This window comes from Bradyrhizobium sp., from assembly GCF_016462955.1.
Lineage (GTDB): Bacteria > Pseudomonadota > Alphaproteobacteria > Rhizobiales > Xanthobacteraceae > Bradyrhizobium.
On sequence record NZ_JAEMSD010000009.1, the window covers coordinates 1 to 16,307 of the forward strand.

General features: G+C 59.9%; 18 protein-coding genes and 2 pseudogenes. 9 read left to right on the top strand and 11 right to left on the bottom strand.

The window, feature by feature from the left end; genetic code table 11:
• Positions 1-379: 379 nt before the first annotated feature.
• From JHD07_RS39670 to JHD07_RS39680, 3 genes are all read left to right on the top strand, one after another.
• The gene (locus JHD07_RS39670) at positions 380-880 is read left to right on the top strand and encodes a transposase (protein ID WP_366863934.1); all 501 of its coding nucleotides are present in this window, start codon (positions 380-382) and stop codon (positions 878-880) included.
• Between the two features lie 167 nt (positions 881-1,047).
• Positions 1,048-1,266: a hypothetical protein gene (locus JHD07_RS39675; RefSeq protein ID WP_366863935.1), complete on the top strand. Its 219-nt coding sequence runs from the start codon at positions 1,048-1,050 to the stop codon at positions 1,264-1,266.
• A 128-nt stretch (positions 1,267-1,394) separates the two neighbouring features.
• Positions 1,395-1,670 (top strand): hypothetical protein, encoded by a 276-nt coding sequence (locus JHD07_RS39680; RefSeq protein WP_366863936.1) that lies wholly within the window; start codon positions 1,395-1,397, stop codon positions 1,668-1,670.
• Positions 1,671-1,672: 2 nt separating this feature from the next.
• Here JHD07_RS39680 and JHD07_RS02060 read toward each other — a convergent pair.
• A pseudogene (locus JHD07_RS02060) lies at positions 1,673-1,919 on the bottom strand (transposase); the annotation flags it as partial.
• 168 nt (positions 1,920-2,087) lie between these two features.
• On the opposite strand from JHD07_RS02060, the gene JHD07_RS02065 reads away from it, so the two are divergent.
• Positions 2,088-2,381, top strand: coding sequence for a hypothetical protein (locus JHD07_RS02065; RefSeq protein ID WP_366863937.1), 294 nt, complete (start codon positions 2,088-2,090; stop codon positions 2,379-2,381).
• Between the two features lie 245 nt (positions 2,382-2,626).
• Positions 2,627-3,599 (top strand): annotated as a pseudogene (locus JHD07_RS02070) (TorF family putative porin).
• 256 nt (positions 3,600-3,855) lie between these two features.
• Here JHD07_RS02070 and JHD07_RS02075 read toward each other — a convergent pair.
• From JHD07_RS02075 to JHD07_RS02090, 4 genes are all read right to left on the bottom strand, one after another.
• The gene (locus tag JHD07_RS02075) at positions 3,856-4,140 is read right to left on the bottom strand and encodes a DUF3376 domain-containing protein (RefSeq protein WP_291618525.1); all 285 of its coding nucleotides are present in this window, start codon (positions 4,138-4,140) and stop codon (positions 3,856-3,858) included.
• Positions 4,050-4,757 (bottom strand): hypothetical protein, encoded by a 708-nt coding sequence (locus JHD07_RS02080; protein ID WP_291618531.1) that lies wholly within the window; start codon positions 4,755-4,757, stop codon positions 4,050-4,052. Before JHD07_RS02080 ends, JHD07_RS02075 begins: the two co-directional genes overlap by 91 nt.
• Positions 4,758-4,846: 89 nt before the next feature.
• Positions 4,847-5,107, bottom strand: a complete 261-nt coding sequence (locus JHD07_RS02085; protein WP_291618533.1) for a hypothetical protein — start codon at positions 5,105-5,107, stop codon at positions 4,847-4,849.
• Between the two features lie 86 nt (positions 5,108-5,193).
• Positions 5,194-5,784 (bottom strand): patatin-like phospholipase family protein, encoded by a 591-nt coding sequence (locus JHD07_RS02090; protein WP_291618454.1) that lies wholly within the window; start codon positions 5,782-5,784, stop codon positions 5,194-5,196.
• A gap of 152 nt (positions 5,785-5,936) precedes the next feature.
• Here JHD07_RS02090 and JHD07_RS02095 point away from each other — a divergent pair, with 152 nt between their 5' ends.
• Complete coding sequence (locus JHD07_RS02095) at positions 5,937-6,380, top strand: hypothetical protein (protein WP_291618456.1); 444 nt, start codon at positions 5,937-5,939, stop codon at positions 6,378-6,380.
• 353 nt (positions 6,381-6,733) lie between these two features.
• Here the strand turns inward: JHD07_RS02095 and JHD07_RS02100 are convergent, their stop codons facing one another.
• Both JHD07_RS02100 and JHD07_RS02105 read right to left on the bottom strand, forming a co-directional pair.
• Complete coding sequence (locus JHD07_RS02100; protein ID WP_291618458.1) at positions 6,734-7,177, bottom strand: hypothetical protein; 444 nt, start codon at positions 7,175-7,177, stop codon at positions 6,734-6,736.
• Between the two features lie 263 nt (positions 7,178-7,440).
• Positions 7,441-7,734, bottom strand: coding sequence for a hypothetical protein (locus JHD07_RS02105; protein ID WP_291618460.1), 294 nt, complete (start codon positions 7,732-7,734; stop codon positions 7,441-7,443).
• A 123-nt stretch (positions 7,735-7,857) separates the two neighbouring features.
• On the opposite strand from JHD07_RS02105, the gene JHD07_RS02110 reads away from it, so the two are divergent.
• The 3 genes from JHD07_RS02110 (at position 7,858) to JHD07_RS02120 (ending at position 11,340) form a co-directional block, all read left to right on the top strand.
• Positions 7,858-8,211 (top strand): hypothetical protein, encoded by a 354-nt coding sequence (locus JHD07_RS02110; protein ID WP_291618462.1) that lies wholly within the window; start codon positions 7,858-7,860, stop codon positions 8,209-8,211.
• Between the two features lie 1,157 nt (positions 8,212-9,368).
• Positions 9,369-9,857 (top strand): hypothetical protein, encoded by a 489-nt coding sequence (locus JHD07_RS02115; protein ID WP_291618464.1) that lies wholly within the window; start codon positions 9,369-9,371, stop codon positions 9,855-9,857.
• Between the two features lie 1,066 nt (positions 9,858-10,923).
• Positions 10,924-11,340, top strand: coding sequence for a hydrogenase expression/formation C-terminal domain-containing protein (locus JHD07_RS02120; protein ID WP_291618466.1), 417 nt, complete (start codon positions 10,924-10,926; stop codon positions 11,338-11,340).
• On the opposite strand, the gene hypE is transcribed toward JHD07_RS02120, so the two are convergent.
• From hypE to hypD, 4 genes are read right to left on the bottom strand one after another with little or no spacing between them, the layout of a single operon-like run.
• Positions 11,337-12,383: a hydrogenase expression/formation protein HypE gene (hypE, locus tag JHD07_RS02125; RefSeq protein WP_291618469.1), complete on the bottom strand. Its 1,047-nt coding sequence runs from the start codon at positions 12,381-12,383 to the stop codon at positions 11,337-11,339. The genes JHD07_RS02120 and hypE overlap by 4 nt on opposite strands.
• Positions 12,380-14,689: a carbamoyltransferase HypF gene (hypF, locus tag JHD07_RS02130; protein WP_291618471.1), complete on the bottom strand. Its 2,310-nt coding sequence runs from the start codon at positions 14,687-14,689 to the stop codon at positions 12,380-12,382. Before hypF ends, hypE begins: the two co-directional genes overlap by 4 nt.
• Positions 14,655-15,176, bottom strand: coding sequence for a HyaD/HybD family hydrogenase maturation endopeptidase (locus tag JHD07_RS02135; RefSeq protein WP_291618473.1), 522 nt, complete (start codon positions 15,174-15,176; stop codon positions 14,655-14,657). The genes hypF and JHD07_RS02135 overlap by 35 nt, the downstream gene beginning before the upstream one ends.
• Positions 15,173-16,306, bottom strand: a complete 1,134-nt coding sequence (gene hypD / locus JHD07_RS02140) for a hydrogenase formation protein HypD (RefSeq protein WP_291618474.1) — start codon at positions 16,304-16,306, stop codon at positions 15,173-15,175. Before hypD ends, JHD07_RS02135 begins: the two co-directional genes overlap by 4 nt.
• Position 16,307 lies beyond the last annotated feature (1 nt).

Consider the following 16,307-nt stretch of genomic DNA (forward strand, 5'->3'; position numbering starts at 1 on the left):
CACGGTCGATCATCGCTTTGCGCTCAGCAATCCCGCCTTGGTGAGCGCTCCTTCTGAAAACTATGCGCGGCGCTGCGTTCCCCCTGTGGGATAGAAACGCCGACGCTAGATTGCCGACCGGAAGGGAGCGGCCGACACTATTTTTGTGGCACGTGACCCCGTTAAAAGACCTGGTCCAAGGGTTGTTGCGCACTTGAGAGTGGTGACGTCACTCGGCGATCCCGTTTAGGAATCTGACCAATAGCGCAGCCCAGCCCTTCCGCGGCCGTCAGCAGGAGGATTGGAGATGAACCCCAAAAGATCGAAGTTGAGGAACGGTGGTAAGATGCCAATGGTGCACCCGAACGCGGCTGCCATCGACGTTGGAGCGACTATGCACATGGCTGCCGTGAGGCCAGATCGCGCACCGGAGCCAGTCCGCAGCTTCGGTACCTTCACGGCCGATCTGCATCGGCTGGTCGACTGGTTTACTGAATTCGGCGTCGAGACCGTAGTCATGGAATCGTCCAGCGTCTACTGGATTCCGATTTTTGAGCTTCTCGATGCCCGGGGCTTTACCGTGTTTCTTGTCAACGCGCGCGATGCCAAGCACGTGCCGGGGCGCAAGACCGATGTCAGCGATGCGCAATGGCTGCAGCGACCCCATTCATTCGGGCTGCTGCTGCGGGCCAGCTTTCGGCCCAAAGGGCAGATTGCCGAGCTGCGAGCGTACGTGCGTCAGCGCGAGCGCCTGCTGGAGTACGCGGCCTCACACATGCAGCATATGCAGAAGGGCCTTGACGGAGATGATTCTTCAGCTGCACCACGTCGTCACCGACATCACCGGTGCGACCGGCCTGCGTATGATACGCGCGACCCTTGCCGGCGAGCGCGATCCTGAGGCGCTAGCGTGCTTGCCATTACAGCTGCCACTCCAGCGCCGAGACGATCGCGAAGGCACTCACCGGAAGCTACCGCGCCGAGCATCTGTTTGCGCTCGAGCAGGCACTTGCGCTTTACGACGCCTACCACGAGACGGCATCTGCTTGCGACGCCCGGATCGAAGCCGTGTTGAAGGAACTGAGCATCCATCGCGGTCATGGCCGTGGACCGGCGCCGCGGGCCTCGCGGCGTCGGAATCGAACCGATCAGGCGAACGCTCTAGCTTTCGACGTCCGCGAGGCGCTGTTCGCGTTGCTCGGAAAGGACATCACCACGATCGACGGCCTCCGCTCTTACCTCTCGCTGAAGCTCATCGCTGAATGCGGCGACGACCTCTCGCCGTAGCCAAGTGCAAAGCATTTTACCTCCTGGCTCGGATTGCGCCGAGCAACAAGGTCTCCGGCCGCAGAATGCTCTCGTCCCGAACGCGTCGATCCGGCGGCACGGCAGCGGCACTTCAGCGCTTTGCTTCCGTGACCGTGGGTCGTACACACACCTCGCTCGGCGCCTTCTATAGACGGCTCTCAGCGCGCATCGGCAAGGCCAAGGCCGTGACCGCCACGGCCCGCAAGATCGCTGTTCTATTCTACAACGCTGTGCGATACGGAATGGACTATGTCGATCCCGGGGCCTCGTCCTACGAGACGCGTTACCGGACGCGCGTGGTCAACAATTTGCATCGGCGTGCCAAGGCATTCGGCTCTGTTCTCCAGCCCTTGGAGCCGAAAGTAGGTGCTGCCGTTTCTTAGGAATCGTTCTCCCGCGTCAGCTCCCCGATCTTGGCTGCAGCGACTTCACGTCGATGGTGGGCTCGGCGATCCGACTCCCATTGCCCTGGCCGAACACATCGGCAGCTGCGCCTTCCACGATGTGATCTGATTGAGGTGAACGTCGAAGTGCTCTGCCAGTTGCGCCAGCGTGCGGTCACCTTTGACGGCGGCAAGCGCCACCTTCGCCTTGAAAGCCGCAGTGTGGTTCCGCCGCGCTCGTCTGCCCATCGTCTCTCCTGATTCGCGGGTCAATCTTGCCCGCCGTCAGGCAGAAACTCCACTTATCGCGCTGTTCAGATTTGCGGGACCAGCTCAAGGTATCAGATCGACTCGCGGTGGGCGGCCTCGCTTGGCGTCATCTATTTCTCGGATTCGTCCGCCTCGTCCGACGACACCGTGCGGCTGCCTGGCTTCTGGCGGTTTGACGCCGGCCTGTTCGCCAAGATCGACGAGACCTGGAGCGCGCAGCTCAACGTCGAGAACATCTTCAACAAAGGCTACTGGGCAACCGCCGACGGCAACAACAACATCTCGCCGGGACAGGGGCGCAGGATCCGCCTCGCGCTTCTAAAGTGGTTCTTTCGTAAGCGATCCTTCCGTTGGTTCTGGCCGCCTGATCTCGTGCTTCAGCGCGGAAGATTCCCAAACCACCGATCCGTCCTCGGCCACTATGATCGGATCGCTGAATAGGGGATTATTTCCTACCATGCGGGAGACCTGCATCGCGGATTGGTTATTTGGGTGATATTCGCAGCGCAATAACGAAACCTGATAAGCTTCATTCGATCGCTGCAACAGAGGTCCGTCCGAATATACGAGAAATACCGGACCGAACTCTGGTCGCCGTTGCGCGAGGCGAAGAAGCTCTTCGCAAGCGAGCGGTGCACTTGGAACCGTATGCGGCGGGGCGCGACGGAATGACAAGGGGACTGGCTATGAAAATGAGGGCCTTGTTGGCAACGGCGCTGGCAATGGTATCGGGGGCGGCACTGGCGGCGGACTTGCCGGTCAAGGCGGCCAAGGCGCCACCAGCGCCTGCATTCGACCCCTGGGACATCGCGTTCGGCAGCGCGATCATGAACGACTACATCTTCCGCGGCGTCACTCAGTCCAATCACAAGCCTTCGGTCGCGTTACAACGTGACCAAGGATCTGCAGCTTTATGTGGGTCTTTCCGGCGAGAGTATCTCATTCACCAACCGGCCCGCTGCTGAGATTGACATCTACGGTGGCATTCGGCCCACGTTCGGCGCGTTCGCTTTCGACTTTGGCGTTTGGGGTTATTTGTATCCCGGCGGAACCTGTTTTTACGGCGCGGCAGCGGATTTTTCAGGCAAGCCTCTGAGCGCTGAATGCGCAGCCAACGCGGTGCCCAATGGCAACGTCATGAAGAAGGACGTCAGCTTTTTGGAGGTCTACGGCAAGGTCAACTACACCGTTAACGAGAGCTGGCAGTTTGGCCTGAATGAATACTATTCGCCCAGCTTCTTGAACTCCGGCGCCTGGGGCAACTACGCGTCGATTACCGGCAAATATACCGCGCCAAGCACACTGTTCGGCAGCAGCGGCATTGGCATGTACGTATCCGGCGAGTTCGGCAGGCAATGGTTCGGTACGACCGACTCCTTTTACGGCGTGCCCGCTTCCCCATTTGGCATCCACTATGCCGACTACAACACCTGGAACATTGGTGTCGGCTTAACGTACAAGGTCTTCACGCTGGACCTTCGTTATTCCGACACCAACCTCTCGAAGGGCAATTGCAACGCGTTTACCGGCGACTACACCGCCAAGTTTGACGGCAGTTTTACGCTCATCAATCCCACCGGCGTTGGCTCGAACTGGTGCGGTGCCGCCGGTATTGTCAGGCTGTCGGCTGACCTAACGGCAGTCACCAGTCTTAAATAGCGCGACCAAATATCTAAAAGCACGGGCGGCAGACCGAGTCTGCCGCCCTATATTTTGTGGGCATTTCAAGCAAATCTCGGCCGTAGTCGCTCGTAGCCGCGCCTCGTCTAGCTAAATTGGCCGCGCGGCCTGCCAGTTCTGGCGCACCATCGCCGCGATCCGGCTACGCGGATCCGCCGGATAAAGTTGTCCCTTTTTCGCCCAGTGGATTTGGCAACATCTCGTCCCAAGGTTTGCGACGACGGTCTGCGGCATTCTATCTGTTCCGGGCGACGCTACCGGCTTCCACAGCGGCGATTGAGCGGCGCAGTCTCGTGATGAGCTCGGCACTGTTGGGGAGAGATTTTTCCTCGGCATCTAGACTCTTGCGGAAGCCGCGCAGCTTCAGCGCAAGGATCCTATTGCGCTGGTGCTCGATATCCAGTCTCGCCGAGTTGCAGACGATGTCGATCAATCGATCCAACGCGTGTAGGCGCCCAAGCAAATAGTCGTTCTCGCGATAGCCTCGCGAAAAGAATGCGGCGAAATGCCGGAAGCCGATGCCTCTGAGAGCGGTGCTGCCGCTGAATTCCGACAGAGTCGTAGAATCTGCGGGCTGATGCGATCGACCAGAATCTCGTGAAGTTCTCCCGTTTCCCGCCATGGCATCATCGGAAAAGTCAAGACGTCCCAAAACGGAAATCCGAGATAGTCGACCAGAACCTCATGGCGCATCTCCGGCAGCCATTGGCGTGCATCGCAACCGGCCAGCAGCGCGTCGATATCGCCGGTTCGGGAATTCAGATCAATCTCCTCGCTTAAGCGCTCGATCAAATCGTCCACGGCTTTCCCATGCTGCCGTACGAAGTGGAGTGCGTAGGCCTTCAATTTTTCCGGGTCAGCGCCAGCTGGCGCCGAACGAAACAGATCTTCAACAAGGTCTCGGGTCGCGGGCTTGAAGATGGCAATATCGGTGCGGCGGTTCAGATCCTCGAGGCAGTTGTAGAGGTGCCGCTTGAGCTGATCGATCGCCTTCCAGTGATGATCCGTAAAGGGCATTCGATCAGCAAGCTGATAGAGACGGTTAAGGCCCTCGATCAGGAAGTGCAGGCGGCGCTTGCGGTAATCGACGTCGAACTCCAGCAACAGCTTTGCCCACGGTGGCAGGCGCTCGGCCATGGTAGCCGTTTCCCAACTATCCGCTGCGCTATGGTGGGCACTGTAGACGGCCCCCGTCTCCACCGCCCAAACGTCGATGGCTTCCGCGATCACGCGTGCGAATTGAGATTGCGCGGGAACGCCGCGAAGGCCAGCGAACAGGTTGGCGATGAAGGCGCGAAATCCGAGGCCAGCTTCAGGCGAATATAGCCTTCGTAAGCGAAGCCGGCCCCGGTTACGACCTGCGTCTTGATCTGTTCGCGCCATGACCGGATGAGCTCGGATCCGATCGGCTGGTCCGGCCGCGTACCGATAATCCGGTCTACGAGTTGGCTGATGTTCGGTCTCGCATTCCCGATGATCTCGCGCAATGGTCTGATCCGATCGTTGAAATCGGTGATCCAGTTGAGCTCGTCCGCAACCGGGTCGGCGCTCGGCAAGTCGGACAATGCGCCCCTCAGCGTGGAGAAGAAGCCAGAAGATCGCGCCGGACGGATGTCGTGGACCAGGTTGGATCAGGATCAATGTAGACCAGACGCCGGTCCACCGCGCGATAGGCCGGTCGATCTCGGATCGCGGCAATCGCCTGCCGAAACGGCCGGTTGCTGAGCACGCTGCCGTCGATGAAATAGACACCGGTCGGATCGACATTCATGCGGAAGTAAGGCGCGAAATTTTGTGCAAGGAATGCCGCGCGGCGAGGCCAGTCGATCGCATTGCGGGCGACGAAGTCGTCCATTTCCCTGATCTGGGTCGGCGGAAAGGCGCCGGGAAAGGATGATGTGGCGCGAGCGGCGAACGCGAGGGTCGGCGCATTCCCCGGGCCGAAGTCGCTCCGGATTTCTCCGTTTGGTTGCTTGCGGTAGCCAAAGTGCAGAGTATGGCGGTGTTCGCGCTCGTGGATGATGGGCGGGTCGTGAACCTGAATAGACTGCTCGTAGCCGTAATAGTCCGTTACCGGAATGTAGAGGTCGAGGCCGTGACCCGGCGGGAGCAATGACCTGGTCTCATTTTGCCAATCGACCATTCCGGTGACGGCATTATACATGAGCTCGGACACTCGTGAGCCGCTGAAGGGCGGTCTGAACCATCGAGAACGCAGGAAGAGCGATAGGTTGCGCCGCACTTCTCGATCCTTGATGGGCTCCCAGAAGCCTGTTGCTCCCATGAGCCAAATGACGGGCTTGAGGATGAACTTGCTTGCCGCGCTGGCGGGGCATCCGGAGCGAGCAGCGAGTCGAGATCGGCGTGATTGAGCCACAGGTCGCGCAGCGGCCCCATGGGCAGATCGTGGCTCAGTGCACGCGTCAGCATGGCGCCATTGATGCCGCCAGCCGAAGCGCCGGCGATGACATCGACAATGACCCGCAGTTCGAGTATCTGTCCAATATCCTGGAGCAATTCGAAATAGATTTCGTCGCTGTCATATTCCGGATTATCGCGGGAAAACCTGTCAAAACATTTCGCCGCCGATCGCTCAGAGCGGTCCACGATGGAATGGAGGGCGGCCGATGCGCGAACCAGCTTGAGAATCTCCCTGCTGATTCCGTACATGTAGATTGTAAGCGAAACGCCCCCGAAACAGACAAGCGCTATGCGGAGCTCTTTCTCTTTCAAGGTGACCGGTCCTTTCGCGCAAGGTGACTGCGCTGAATTGCGCTCACCAAGACTGCGGCTACATCTTGGCGACGTGCAGCGGAGAGTTGGCAGTATGCATCCTGCAGCCGATCAACTTCAATGGCCTCTCACTCGTGAGAGAGTATGGTGCGAGCTCGGAGGCCTCGCACAATTTGCCCAGCGGGTCGTCGTTCGCGGTGATGTTCACGGCGATGTACCGTTGGGCAGCTGATGGCACCGACACTTCGCGCGAAAGACCTGGAGGCCCAACCCGCAGGACAGGAGGGTGATTCGGATTTCCTCAATTGAACGAAACGGAGAGAAATCCGACTTTTCGACCGTGCCGCTTCCGAGATGCATGAAGGCTAATGGCATTCTGTCTATATTGCTGGTCGAAAGAACGTTTGGGATGGCGAGCTCGTTGCCGGCTTGGGGCAAGGACCGGAGTTCGGAAAGCTCGTCGAATGTCCCAGGTCAGACCGGGAGCGCGCGTTGGCATGCACGGCAAGATGCATCTTGTGCAGCGCGAAGTAATGAGACTGAAACGTCAGCTCCGGCGTTGAGTACGGATCGGCATTCTGCTTCAGCGGTAACCGGATGTTAAATCCAATTGAGAGGACGCCGACTTCCTTCCTGCGCGCCTCGATCAGCCGCCTCCATGATTCCGGACCTCCGCCGGTCGCGATCACATTGTCACGGATCCCGCCATTTGCGGTGAGCGCTCCGCCAGGTTGCGCTGCAAGGTTAGAATCGACGAGCTCGCTCATACCAAAACGCATGCCTTCCCAATCATCATCTCGCACGCGCACAGATCTGAAATCCAAGATTGTGGATCGTATCCCCAAACGCGAGGCGCCTCTTCCGCCTTTGCGTACTCCAGCAACAAGCGAACGCGGCGCATCGAGGCGCCACGAAGAACCTCCTGATTCAAGGCGGGCGGGATATAAGCACTCAAATTCTGCTGGATCGCACCCGATGAGGAGGCGCTATCGGCGGGCCTGAGCTCCCTCACAAACGCTTCTGTAAAATTAATCGCCCTGCTTCAGTCGGACCGAAGCAGGGTCGGGCGGATCTGGATTGATCCCGCTCACTTCTTGTCGGAGGGGCCTTGCCCCATATTTCCATGCTTCTTCATATCGCCGTGGTCTTTCATCATTTTCTGGCCCATTTCCTCCCCCTTGTGACCGTGCTCCATTCCCTTCATCGGCATCGAGTTGTTGCCTGACCGTTGCGATGTGTCCGAACCGGCTCCCGATTGCTGGGGCTGAGCAGGAGGCTGCTGGTTGCTGGGCTGAGATTGGGCCATTGCTCCGCCCGCCGACACGGCGAAAGCCAAGACCACCGTCGCGGAAAGGAGGAGACTCGAAATGCGCTTATTCATGGGAAGCCTCGTCGTTGTGAGTTGGAGGACCGATGCTCGGAAAGTCCGGTTCTAGATCGCTGGCTCGCGGGTTAGATTGGTCCAGCTCAACCACCGATCTAGGATAGGCAGTAGAGTATCTCCATGTCAAAATGGCGACTTTCGCTGGCTGCGGATGGATTCGGGGCCGGCGACCACGCTGTTGCAAGGGAGGGAAAAATGCGCCTGTTCTTGGTGGCGTTCTTCGCATTATCAACTGGCCCAACCCACGCTCATGCACAAGAGAAAACCAAACAGCCTGTGTCGTCTTGTAGCTATATTCTGCGCAACGGGGATTCATATGTCCTGCCCGCAGGTGAAGCTCTTTGCTGGCGGGTGCCAGCGCCTTCTTACAAGGAATACACGCTGCTAACTTGTGAATCGCCGCCGTCGATGCAGGAGATCGCCCGGGTGAAACCAGGCGATCCTCGATGCAAGAAATACGAGGAACGACAATAGATCTCGGCCCGATGACGGCAACGATCTCCACCAGCTCGCGCGTTGGCGAAGGGGCGTTCGGAGGTGAACGTTGTGGACAATACGATCCAGGGCGGCGTCGCCGACAGTAGGCTCTCACCGAACACGCCGGAGTACCCCTATTCTTGAGCGGGTCGTCTCTCACGTCACGACCATTGACCCGCATCATTTTCTGTGTGGGCACTGGCTTGCAGTGCTGAAGGAGCAGTCGGGGCGCGGTTCCGCCTATGTCATTGTCGCGCTGCCGGACGGGCGGCCGCGGGTGTGGTTCGGCAAAATGACGATCGCGAAGGGATCGCAATCTCATGTCTTCGAGGTCCAGGTTCGGCCCGCCACAGATTGCCATCCGTCAGGGTCCGTGCTGATCAGCGATCTAAGTGGACAGATCGACTACCCGAATAGCGACACCCGCCTGATTAGCGCTTTGGCCATCTATGCCAATGGAGCTTCGTGGGACCTCCCAAATGGCGGCTCAATCAGCTACGACGCCGCGCGCATCTCGCTAACGCACCGACCGCATATGGGAGCTGGTCATCATCGATCTCGCTGTTTTCATCCCCGATTGCCTGCGGGATTTTTCAAGCGGCATCCATCCCTCGCGGGATCGCTGCTCGTTCGGTGCCTTCTGCGCGTTTCTGGTTGCGCGTTGGCAGGAGATGTGAGGGCTTCCCGCTGATCCACTTCCTTTCGGGGCTGGCTGCAGTCACTGCCTCCGGGCCGCTCCCCATCGATGCCCGGAGAGTCGTACATCTGTATCGATACCGGCTTGGCCGCATCTTCGAAGACGACAGAGTCGTGAAATCTCGATCAAACCGAGCTTGCTTGCCCATGAGGGAACCTTGACCGGGCGGTCGGCTCTAAACAGAGATCGCCGAAGCAAGGAATAAGCAGCGGGACGAGGCCCGCCAGAATGCCCAGCCCGAAGAGCGAAAAAGCCACGTTGATCCAGAGATGGTGGGCACCTGCCGGAATATGCTCTCCTAGCGCAAGCGTGACGAGCCCAACGGCAATTCCAGCCAGACAGATTACTATGCCCGCTCGATCCATAGGGCGGCTCCGCAAACGTCCATAGTGCAACGGACGGCCTCGCGCCTGGAAGGTCATCAAAAGCACACTAAAGCCAAGCCGAACGAATCGCCTTGATCTGGCGCAAGAGCAAGCATCCGCATTCAGCCTTAAATATCGAGACCTGCTCACAGGAGAAGTCCATTTTCATGAGCGTGCCGAATAGCATTCGCTTGCCTCGTCGAGGCCATGTATTATCTGCAAAGGCGCTTCTAGCGACTGTCACGCTGGCTAATCTGTCGCTCACAACAGGATCTGTTTGGGCGGCATCGTGCCAAGACGAAATCAGCCGCTACGAAAGCGTATTGGACGATTTGTCGCGACGCAACGCGCTCGCTCATCAGTCTCTTCGTGCTCAAATGCATCGGCAGCCAACCATGAGATCCGTAGCGGAAGCAGACTTGCTGGCGAAACTCGACGAACAGCACGGCCGTGCCGCCTTGGAACGTGCTCGATTGGCTGCGGCCGAAGGCGACAGCGAGCGATGCCTCGCCGCTTTGTCGACCGCGCGACGTCACCCTCACGAGGAGCAACTGATGCGTGAACCTTCGACACAACGTTAATCCTTTTCTACAACGGGAAGCGCCATGACAGACCCATTCGTGCCTTCGTTGAGAGTGCGGAAGCCAAAATGATGGAAGTGCTCGCGACGCGCGTCGACGGCGTGGGTTGATTTGGATCAATATTGCGTTCACGGCATAAGCTTTGATATGTGAAGCGTTTTTCTTTTGTGAATGTTCTACTTACAAGCGTCTAATCGACTAAGTGCTTGAATTTGGATGTGACATTCAGATTTGACATTTTTCGAGCCAAGCAGTCATGCAAGCAGAAGGAAGATCGGATGTTTGACCGTCGCCAGCTTCTCGGAGCCTCTACTTTCATCGCGGCAGTCAGCGCCGTCTCAGGGGCAGTGTTTGCCCAAGGACCAGATCACGGAGCGATGCCAGGAATGGCGGCCGGTAACATGACGCGAGAAGGCTGCATAGAGATATGTCTCAAATCCCATCGTATGTGTCTTGAGACTGCACGGTACTGCACTGAAATGGGGGGAGCTCACGTCGGTGCTGCGCATCTCGCTCTCCTGCTCGATTGCGCGGAGATGTGTCAGACCACCGCGAATTCCTTACTCCGCTTTTCGCCGGAGCACGGCGTCATTTGCGGTGCATGCGCCCAATTGTGTGAGGCCTGCGCGAAGGATTGCGATGCGATCGCCGGTGACGATCGAATGGCGCGCTGTGCAGCGACATGTCGCGAGTGCGCGCAGGATTGCCGCGGGATGGTGAACATGAAGCTATGAATTGGAAGACGTTGCGGAAAGCAGGCCGTGCGCAACCAGGCGATCGACCGCGAGTGGCCCTAGCCATCAGATCGGTACTTCGGACTTTGTACAGCCCGCCATCGTGCAATCCGACGCCTCATTTGTGGCAGACGCTTAGGCGTAAATCGACCAGCCGATGGCGTTGCCGATGCGCCATGACGGGCTCATGCGCGTCATCGTTTGAGCGCGGCGGTCGAAAGTGGTAGAAGAGCTCTCGACGGTTCGAGGGAGCATGCCGGCGGAGTGGTTTGCCTATTCACCGCGGGCGCATGTCGCTTGATCCACGTAACCAGACTCACGAACGATCGGCCATGGATAGCAATGCTGGAGCTGAAGATACAAAGCGTTCGAGAAACGCGCTGCGCGACCCTCTGGTGCGGGCGCTGCTCAGTGAGCTGAGCGCCAAATTGGCGAAGCTTGCCAAGACCGGCTCAGGGTCCAGGATCGATCTGGGGCGGCTTCCCTTGCCAGCCGGTGGGTTGTCTGCCGTCCGCGGTGTTCTCGGGAAAGGGCAAATTGAAGCCACCTTCAAGGGCGTCGGATCATGCGTCTTCACTGAGACGGCGCTGGCGGGGGTATGGTGGGTCCAACAGTACAACACTGCCGACGACCTTGTGGGGGAATTTATCGAAATTGCTTACGTGCCCGAGTTGCTCAAATGCGATCGCGCCGAAGTTGATGCGGCAAGCAAGGATCTTGAGCTCAAGATCGCGGAAGGCGGCGTCTAGCAGATTCGCGGAAGTGGATCTGAGTCCAGCTCCTCGACCAGCCGTTCGCCGCCGAGTTCGGTTTCCAGCAGGACGTAGGGATCGTCTTCGCCGACAACGCCGATTTCAGCTGCGTCTCGTCCCGCATCCAACTGCCGCAATGCGTGGACCGCATCTTGGACCGACGCGGGGTCGACGACTGCGACAATTCTGCCCTCGCAAGCAAGGTAAAGCGGATTATAGCCCAGCATTTCGCAAACGGCTTGAACCTCGTTGCGTATGGGAACGTTACTCTCGAACAGCCGCACGCTCAGCCCCGTATGCCGGACGATTTCGTGGCTCACGCTCGCAAGGCCTCCCCGCGTGGGATCCCGCATGAATCTCAGGCCGGGTCTCGCGAGCAGCGCCCTGGCAAGGGGAAGGACGCTGGTGCAGTCCGATTGCAGGTCGCCGGTGAGGCCGAACTGCCGGCGCGCCAGCAGAATTGCCGTCCCGTGGTCGCCGATTGGCCCGCTGGCGATGATCCGGTCCCCCGGCAAGATACGATCGAGTCCCAGGACGATATCGGGGCGGCGGAAGCCGAGCCCGGTAGTTGCGAGGTAAAGCCCGCCTCCTTCACCTTTCCGAAGGACCTTGGTATCGCCGGTCACCACTCGCACGCAGGCCGCACGAGCTGCCGCGGCTATCGAGGCGACCACGCGATCAAGCCGCTCGATCTCGAAACCCTCCTCGATGAAGCTGTTGAGTGCAATATAGAGCGGCTCGGCCCCCGATACGGCGAGATCGTTCACGGTGCCATGAATAGCCAGGCTGCCGATGTCGCCCCCGGGAAATTCCAGCGGGTCGACCGTGAAGCCGTCCGAGGTCAGGGCAGGCAAGCTCCCGGGCGGCAAGGGGGGCAGGATCGCCGCGTCGGCATTCGGATCGAGCAGATCGTTGGTCAAATGCCGGACGAAGATCTGGTCGATCAGTTCGCGCATCCGCTTGCCGCCATTGCCATGCGCAAGCGAGATGTGCGTGCCGCCGTGAAGCGCGGAATGGCGGGTATCGCTTCGAGTTGTCATTTTAGGGTCCGTCGCGCCGCGAATTCGATGACTTGGCCGAAACTCACGCCGCCATCGTTCATCGGTAGGCGTTCGTGCAGGCGAACGTCGAAGCCGTGCTCTTCGAGGGATGAAACCGCATGCTCCGTCAACAGCCGGTTTTGGAAAACGCCGCCGGTAAGCCCGACGATATTGGTACCGATTGTGCCGCGATGATGCAGAGCCTCCGCGAGCAGAGTGGCAGACAACGCGCCGTGAAAGATCGCAAGACGTTCGCCGATGGACAAGGAGGCGTCCAGCAACATCGGAACGAGGGGAGCCCAATCAACCTGTCTTAGGTCTCCAGACTGGCGCACCGGGAGAGCCACGCTGCAGGTGATCGGATCTGACGCGCTCTCGACCATTGCCGGCGCCTGGCCATCATATGAGCAGGATTCGGTGAGTCCGACCAAGGCGGCGGCGGCATCGAAGAGCCGTCCGACGGCGCTGGATTCGGTCCCCGCACCGGCGTTCCAGGCGCGCTGAAAATTCGCAGCGTCCGGACGACGGCTTTGCCAGGGATGCCCGACCTCCCATGACAAGGCGCATGCACTGCGCCAGGGCTCAAGCGCAACGCGGTCTCCGCCAATCAAGCGAAAGGGTCGAAACGTGCCAATCCTTCGCCAACGCCCCGGCGAGCCAAAGAACGTCTCTCCACCCCACAAGGTCGCATCTGGTCCAAGCCCCAGGCCGTCCCACGCGAAGACCACCATCGCTTCCGTGCACCGGTGCTCCGCCGCCAATGCGGCGGCGTGCGCGGTATGATGTTCAATCGCAAAGTGCGGACTTGCCTGCCGCGATGCCCAGCGCGTTGTCGTGAAGTCCGGGTGCGCGTCATGAACGACGAAGGCGGCGGAGACTCCATAGAGCGATTGAAAGTCGTGGGCGACTTGTTCGAATACCGTCTTCGATCGAAGCGTCCCCATGTCTCCGACGTGTGGTGAGACGATCACCCTGTTGTCGATGCCCAAGGCAACTGTTGTCTTGAGCTGGGCTCCGCATGCCAGCACCGGAGCCTCAAGAGGATAAGGATTTGGACATGCGAGCGGCGCCGAGCCGCGGCCCAACCGGATCGGCCTTGCGCGATCCGCGATGATGCGGACAACGGGGTCATCGGCAGGGCGATGGATCGGCCGGTTATGGTGGAGGAATGCGTCGCAACAGCGCTTGAGGCGCAACTCCGCTTCGTCTTCGCCGGTGATCACCGGCTCGCCGCTGATGTTGCCGCTCGTGGCGACCAGCGGTTTGCCAAAATCTGTCGTGATGAGATGGTGCAGGGGACTGTAGGGCAGCATGAGCCCGATCTCGCGCAGGCCCGGCGCGACGGCCTGCGCGATTGGAGCCTGCGAACGCCTCCGCAGCAACACGATTGGCCGCACCGGATCGCGCAAGGCGGTCTCCTCTGGCGCATCCAGGTATGCAATTTCCCTAGCGAAGAACGTCGGGTCGATTTCCTTCGCTGGGAGCATCACCGCGAGCGGCTTGTCGGGTCTCTGTTTCATGCTGCGCAGCCGGAGCACGGCCGCCTCATCAGTGGCATCGCACATCAAATGGTATCCTCCGATACCTCGAACCGCGACAGTCAACCCCTGCCGGAGCGCCGTGATGCATGCGGAGAGCGCTTGCTCATTGCCGAGAATCTCGCCGCTGGATCCACTGTCGAACCTCAGCTGCGGGCCGCAATTCGGACATGCCAGGGGCTGGGCATGAAAGCGGCGATCATCAGGATCATCATATTCCCGCCGGCAGTCTGGGCAGAGCGCAAATTGCGCCATTGTGGTGTTGATCCGGTCGTAAGGGAGAGCGCGGATGATGGTGTATCGCGGGCCGCATTGCGTGCAGTTGGTGAAGGGATAACGATACCGTCGCTCCGAAGGATCGTTGATCTCGCCCAGACAGTCATCGCAGAGGTAGCAGTCTAGCGGTATGTCGGCCTGCCGCGTCGATCCCGATTCGCTTTCAACTATCGAAAATGCCGTGAGTACTGCAGTCGGTCGCTTTATATCGAACTCGACGATCGGCCGCGAAAACGGCGGCGCATCGGAGACAAGTCCCATCGCGAAGAGATCAAGCTGGTCCGGCCGCCCCGTTGCGAGCACGGATACGTAGCTTGCCTCGTTCTTTACCCAGCCCACGATGCGATGGCTCTCCGCGAGGCGCTTGACGAAGGGGCGGAAGCCGACGCCCTGTACGAGGCCGCCGATCCGAAACTCGCGCGTTTCGATGAGAGGCTCTGTCTGATCCCTGGTCATCTCAGCGGGGATGGTTGGAAAGGTCCAGCCATTCATGCGCCAGGCGGAGGGCAAGATCGGCTGCGAACGGCAATGCACTTGCAACCCTTGCGCTGAGCGACTCGCTCCACTCCATGCTAAGCGGTCGGATGCCGATCAGGGCGCGGTAGGAGGGGAGAAGGTCCCGGATTCGGGCCATGTCGAATAATTCCCTCAACCCGACCTCGTGCGCGGTGCGCTTTGCGCTTCCGAGGAATGCGTCCAAGCTCGCACCCACGAGGCAATCGACCGTTCCGGCCTCGTCCCCGATCATCGCTGCATCGACAACGATCAGCCGGTCGGTGGCCTCGATGGTCGGCAGCAGATTAAAGCTCAAGGTCCCGCCATCCACGAGCCCGACCTTTCCGTCCGCTGCCAAGCCCTGCAAGTGCCGCACCACGTGAACGCCAACTCCATCGTCGCCGAGCAAGGTATTTCCAATTCCCAAGATGGTAACCGCAGGAGCGCAATGGGACCGATCGGGCAGGCTCGAGGACAAGGTCATCGTGATCTGCCGGGCAATTTGCCGCCAGCGTAGGCGTTCTTGCCGGTTCGATAACCCGCCGTCCACCAGACATGGCAGGCGCCCTCATCGGACACCATGCAAGGACCGATCGGCGAATCAGGGGTGCAGGCGGCGCCATACAGCCGGCACTCCGTCGGCAGAACCTTGCCGAGGATGACGCGCGCGCAGTCGCAGCCCGGCGGCATTTCGCCCCGGCGGGGCCGATCGATCGTGTCGTCGAAAGCAAATTTCAAGCTGGCGTCATGGGACGCATATTCAGGCCGGAGACGGAAACCGGACTGCGGAATGATCCCGATCCCCCGCCAGTCGGCGTCGATCACTTCCATGGTTTGCGTGAGACACCGGCGGGCCACGGTATTGCCGCCGAGTTTCACGCTGCTCGCATAGCAATTGTCGAGGAATCGGCGTCCTTCGATGAGCTGGCGCAAGGTAGAGTAGGTCGCAGACAAGAGGGTGTCGGCCGTGAAACCGGCCACGGCAGCGGGCATGTCATGTTCGCGTACCACGAACTCCCATTCCTGATACCCCATGATGGTCGCCACGTGACCCGGTGCGATCAAGGCGTCAAACCCAGGCTGCTCGGACTTGAGGAGCATGGCCACCGCGGGCCAGGTCAGCCGGCCAGAAATCAGCAGATAGAGGTTGGGCGGCAGACCCTGCGCGATCTGCGCCGCCACGGGCGCCAGGGTCGTCTCGAACCCTGCCACAAAGAAAATCACGGTCTTCAGCGGATTTTCGCGCGCGATGGCGACCGCCTCGGTCGGACTGGCCACCGGACGTATGTCCGCGCCGGCAGTCTTCGCCTGCTCGAGCGAGCGCGGCTGCGCCTTGGGAGCATTCACGGGCACCCGCAGCATATCGCCAAAGGCAACCATGATCACGGGCTCCGACAAGGCAAGATCGATGGCCCGAAACACATCTTCCTCGGGACACACGCAGACGGGGCATCCCGGCCCCGGGATCAATTGAACGTTCGGCGGCAGTAAGCTCCTCAAGCCCGCGGTTGCGATCGTTCGCTCATGGCCGCCGCAGACGTTGAGGACGCGGACGGGCCGATCAAGCGGCAGATCCCGGATACGATCGAGCCAGACGCGCGCGGAAGAAGCCAAC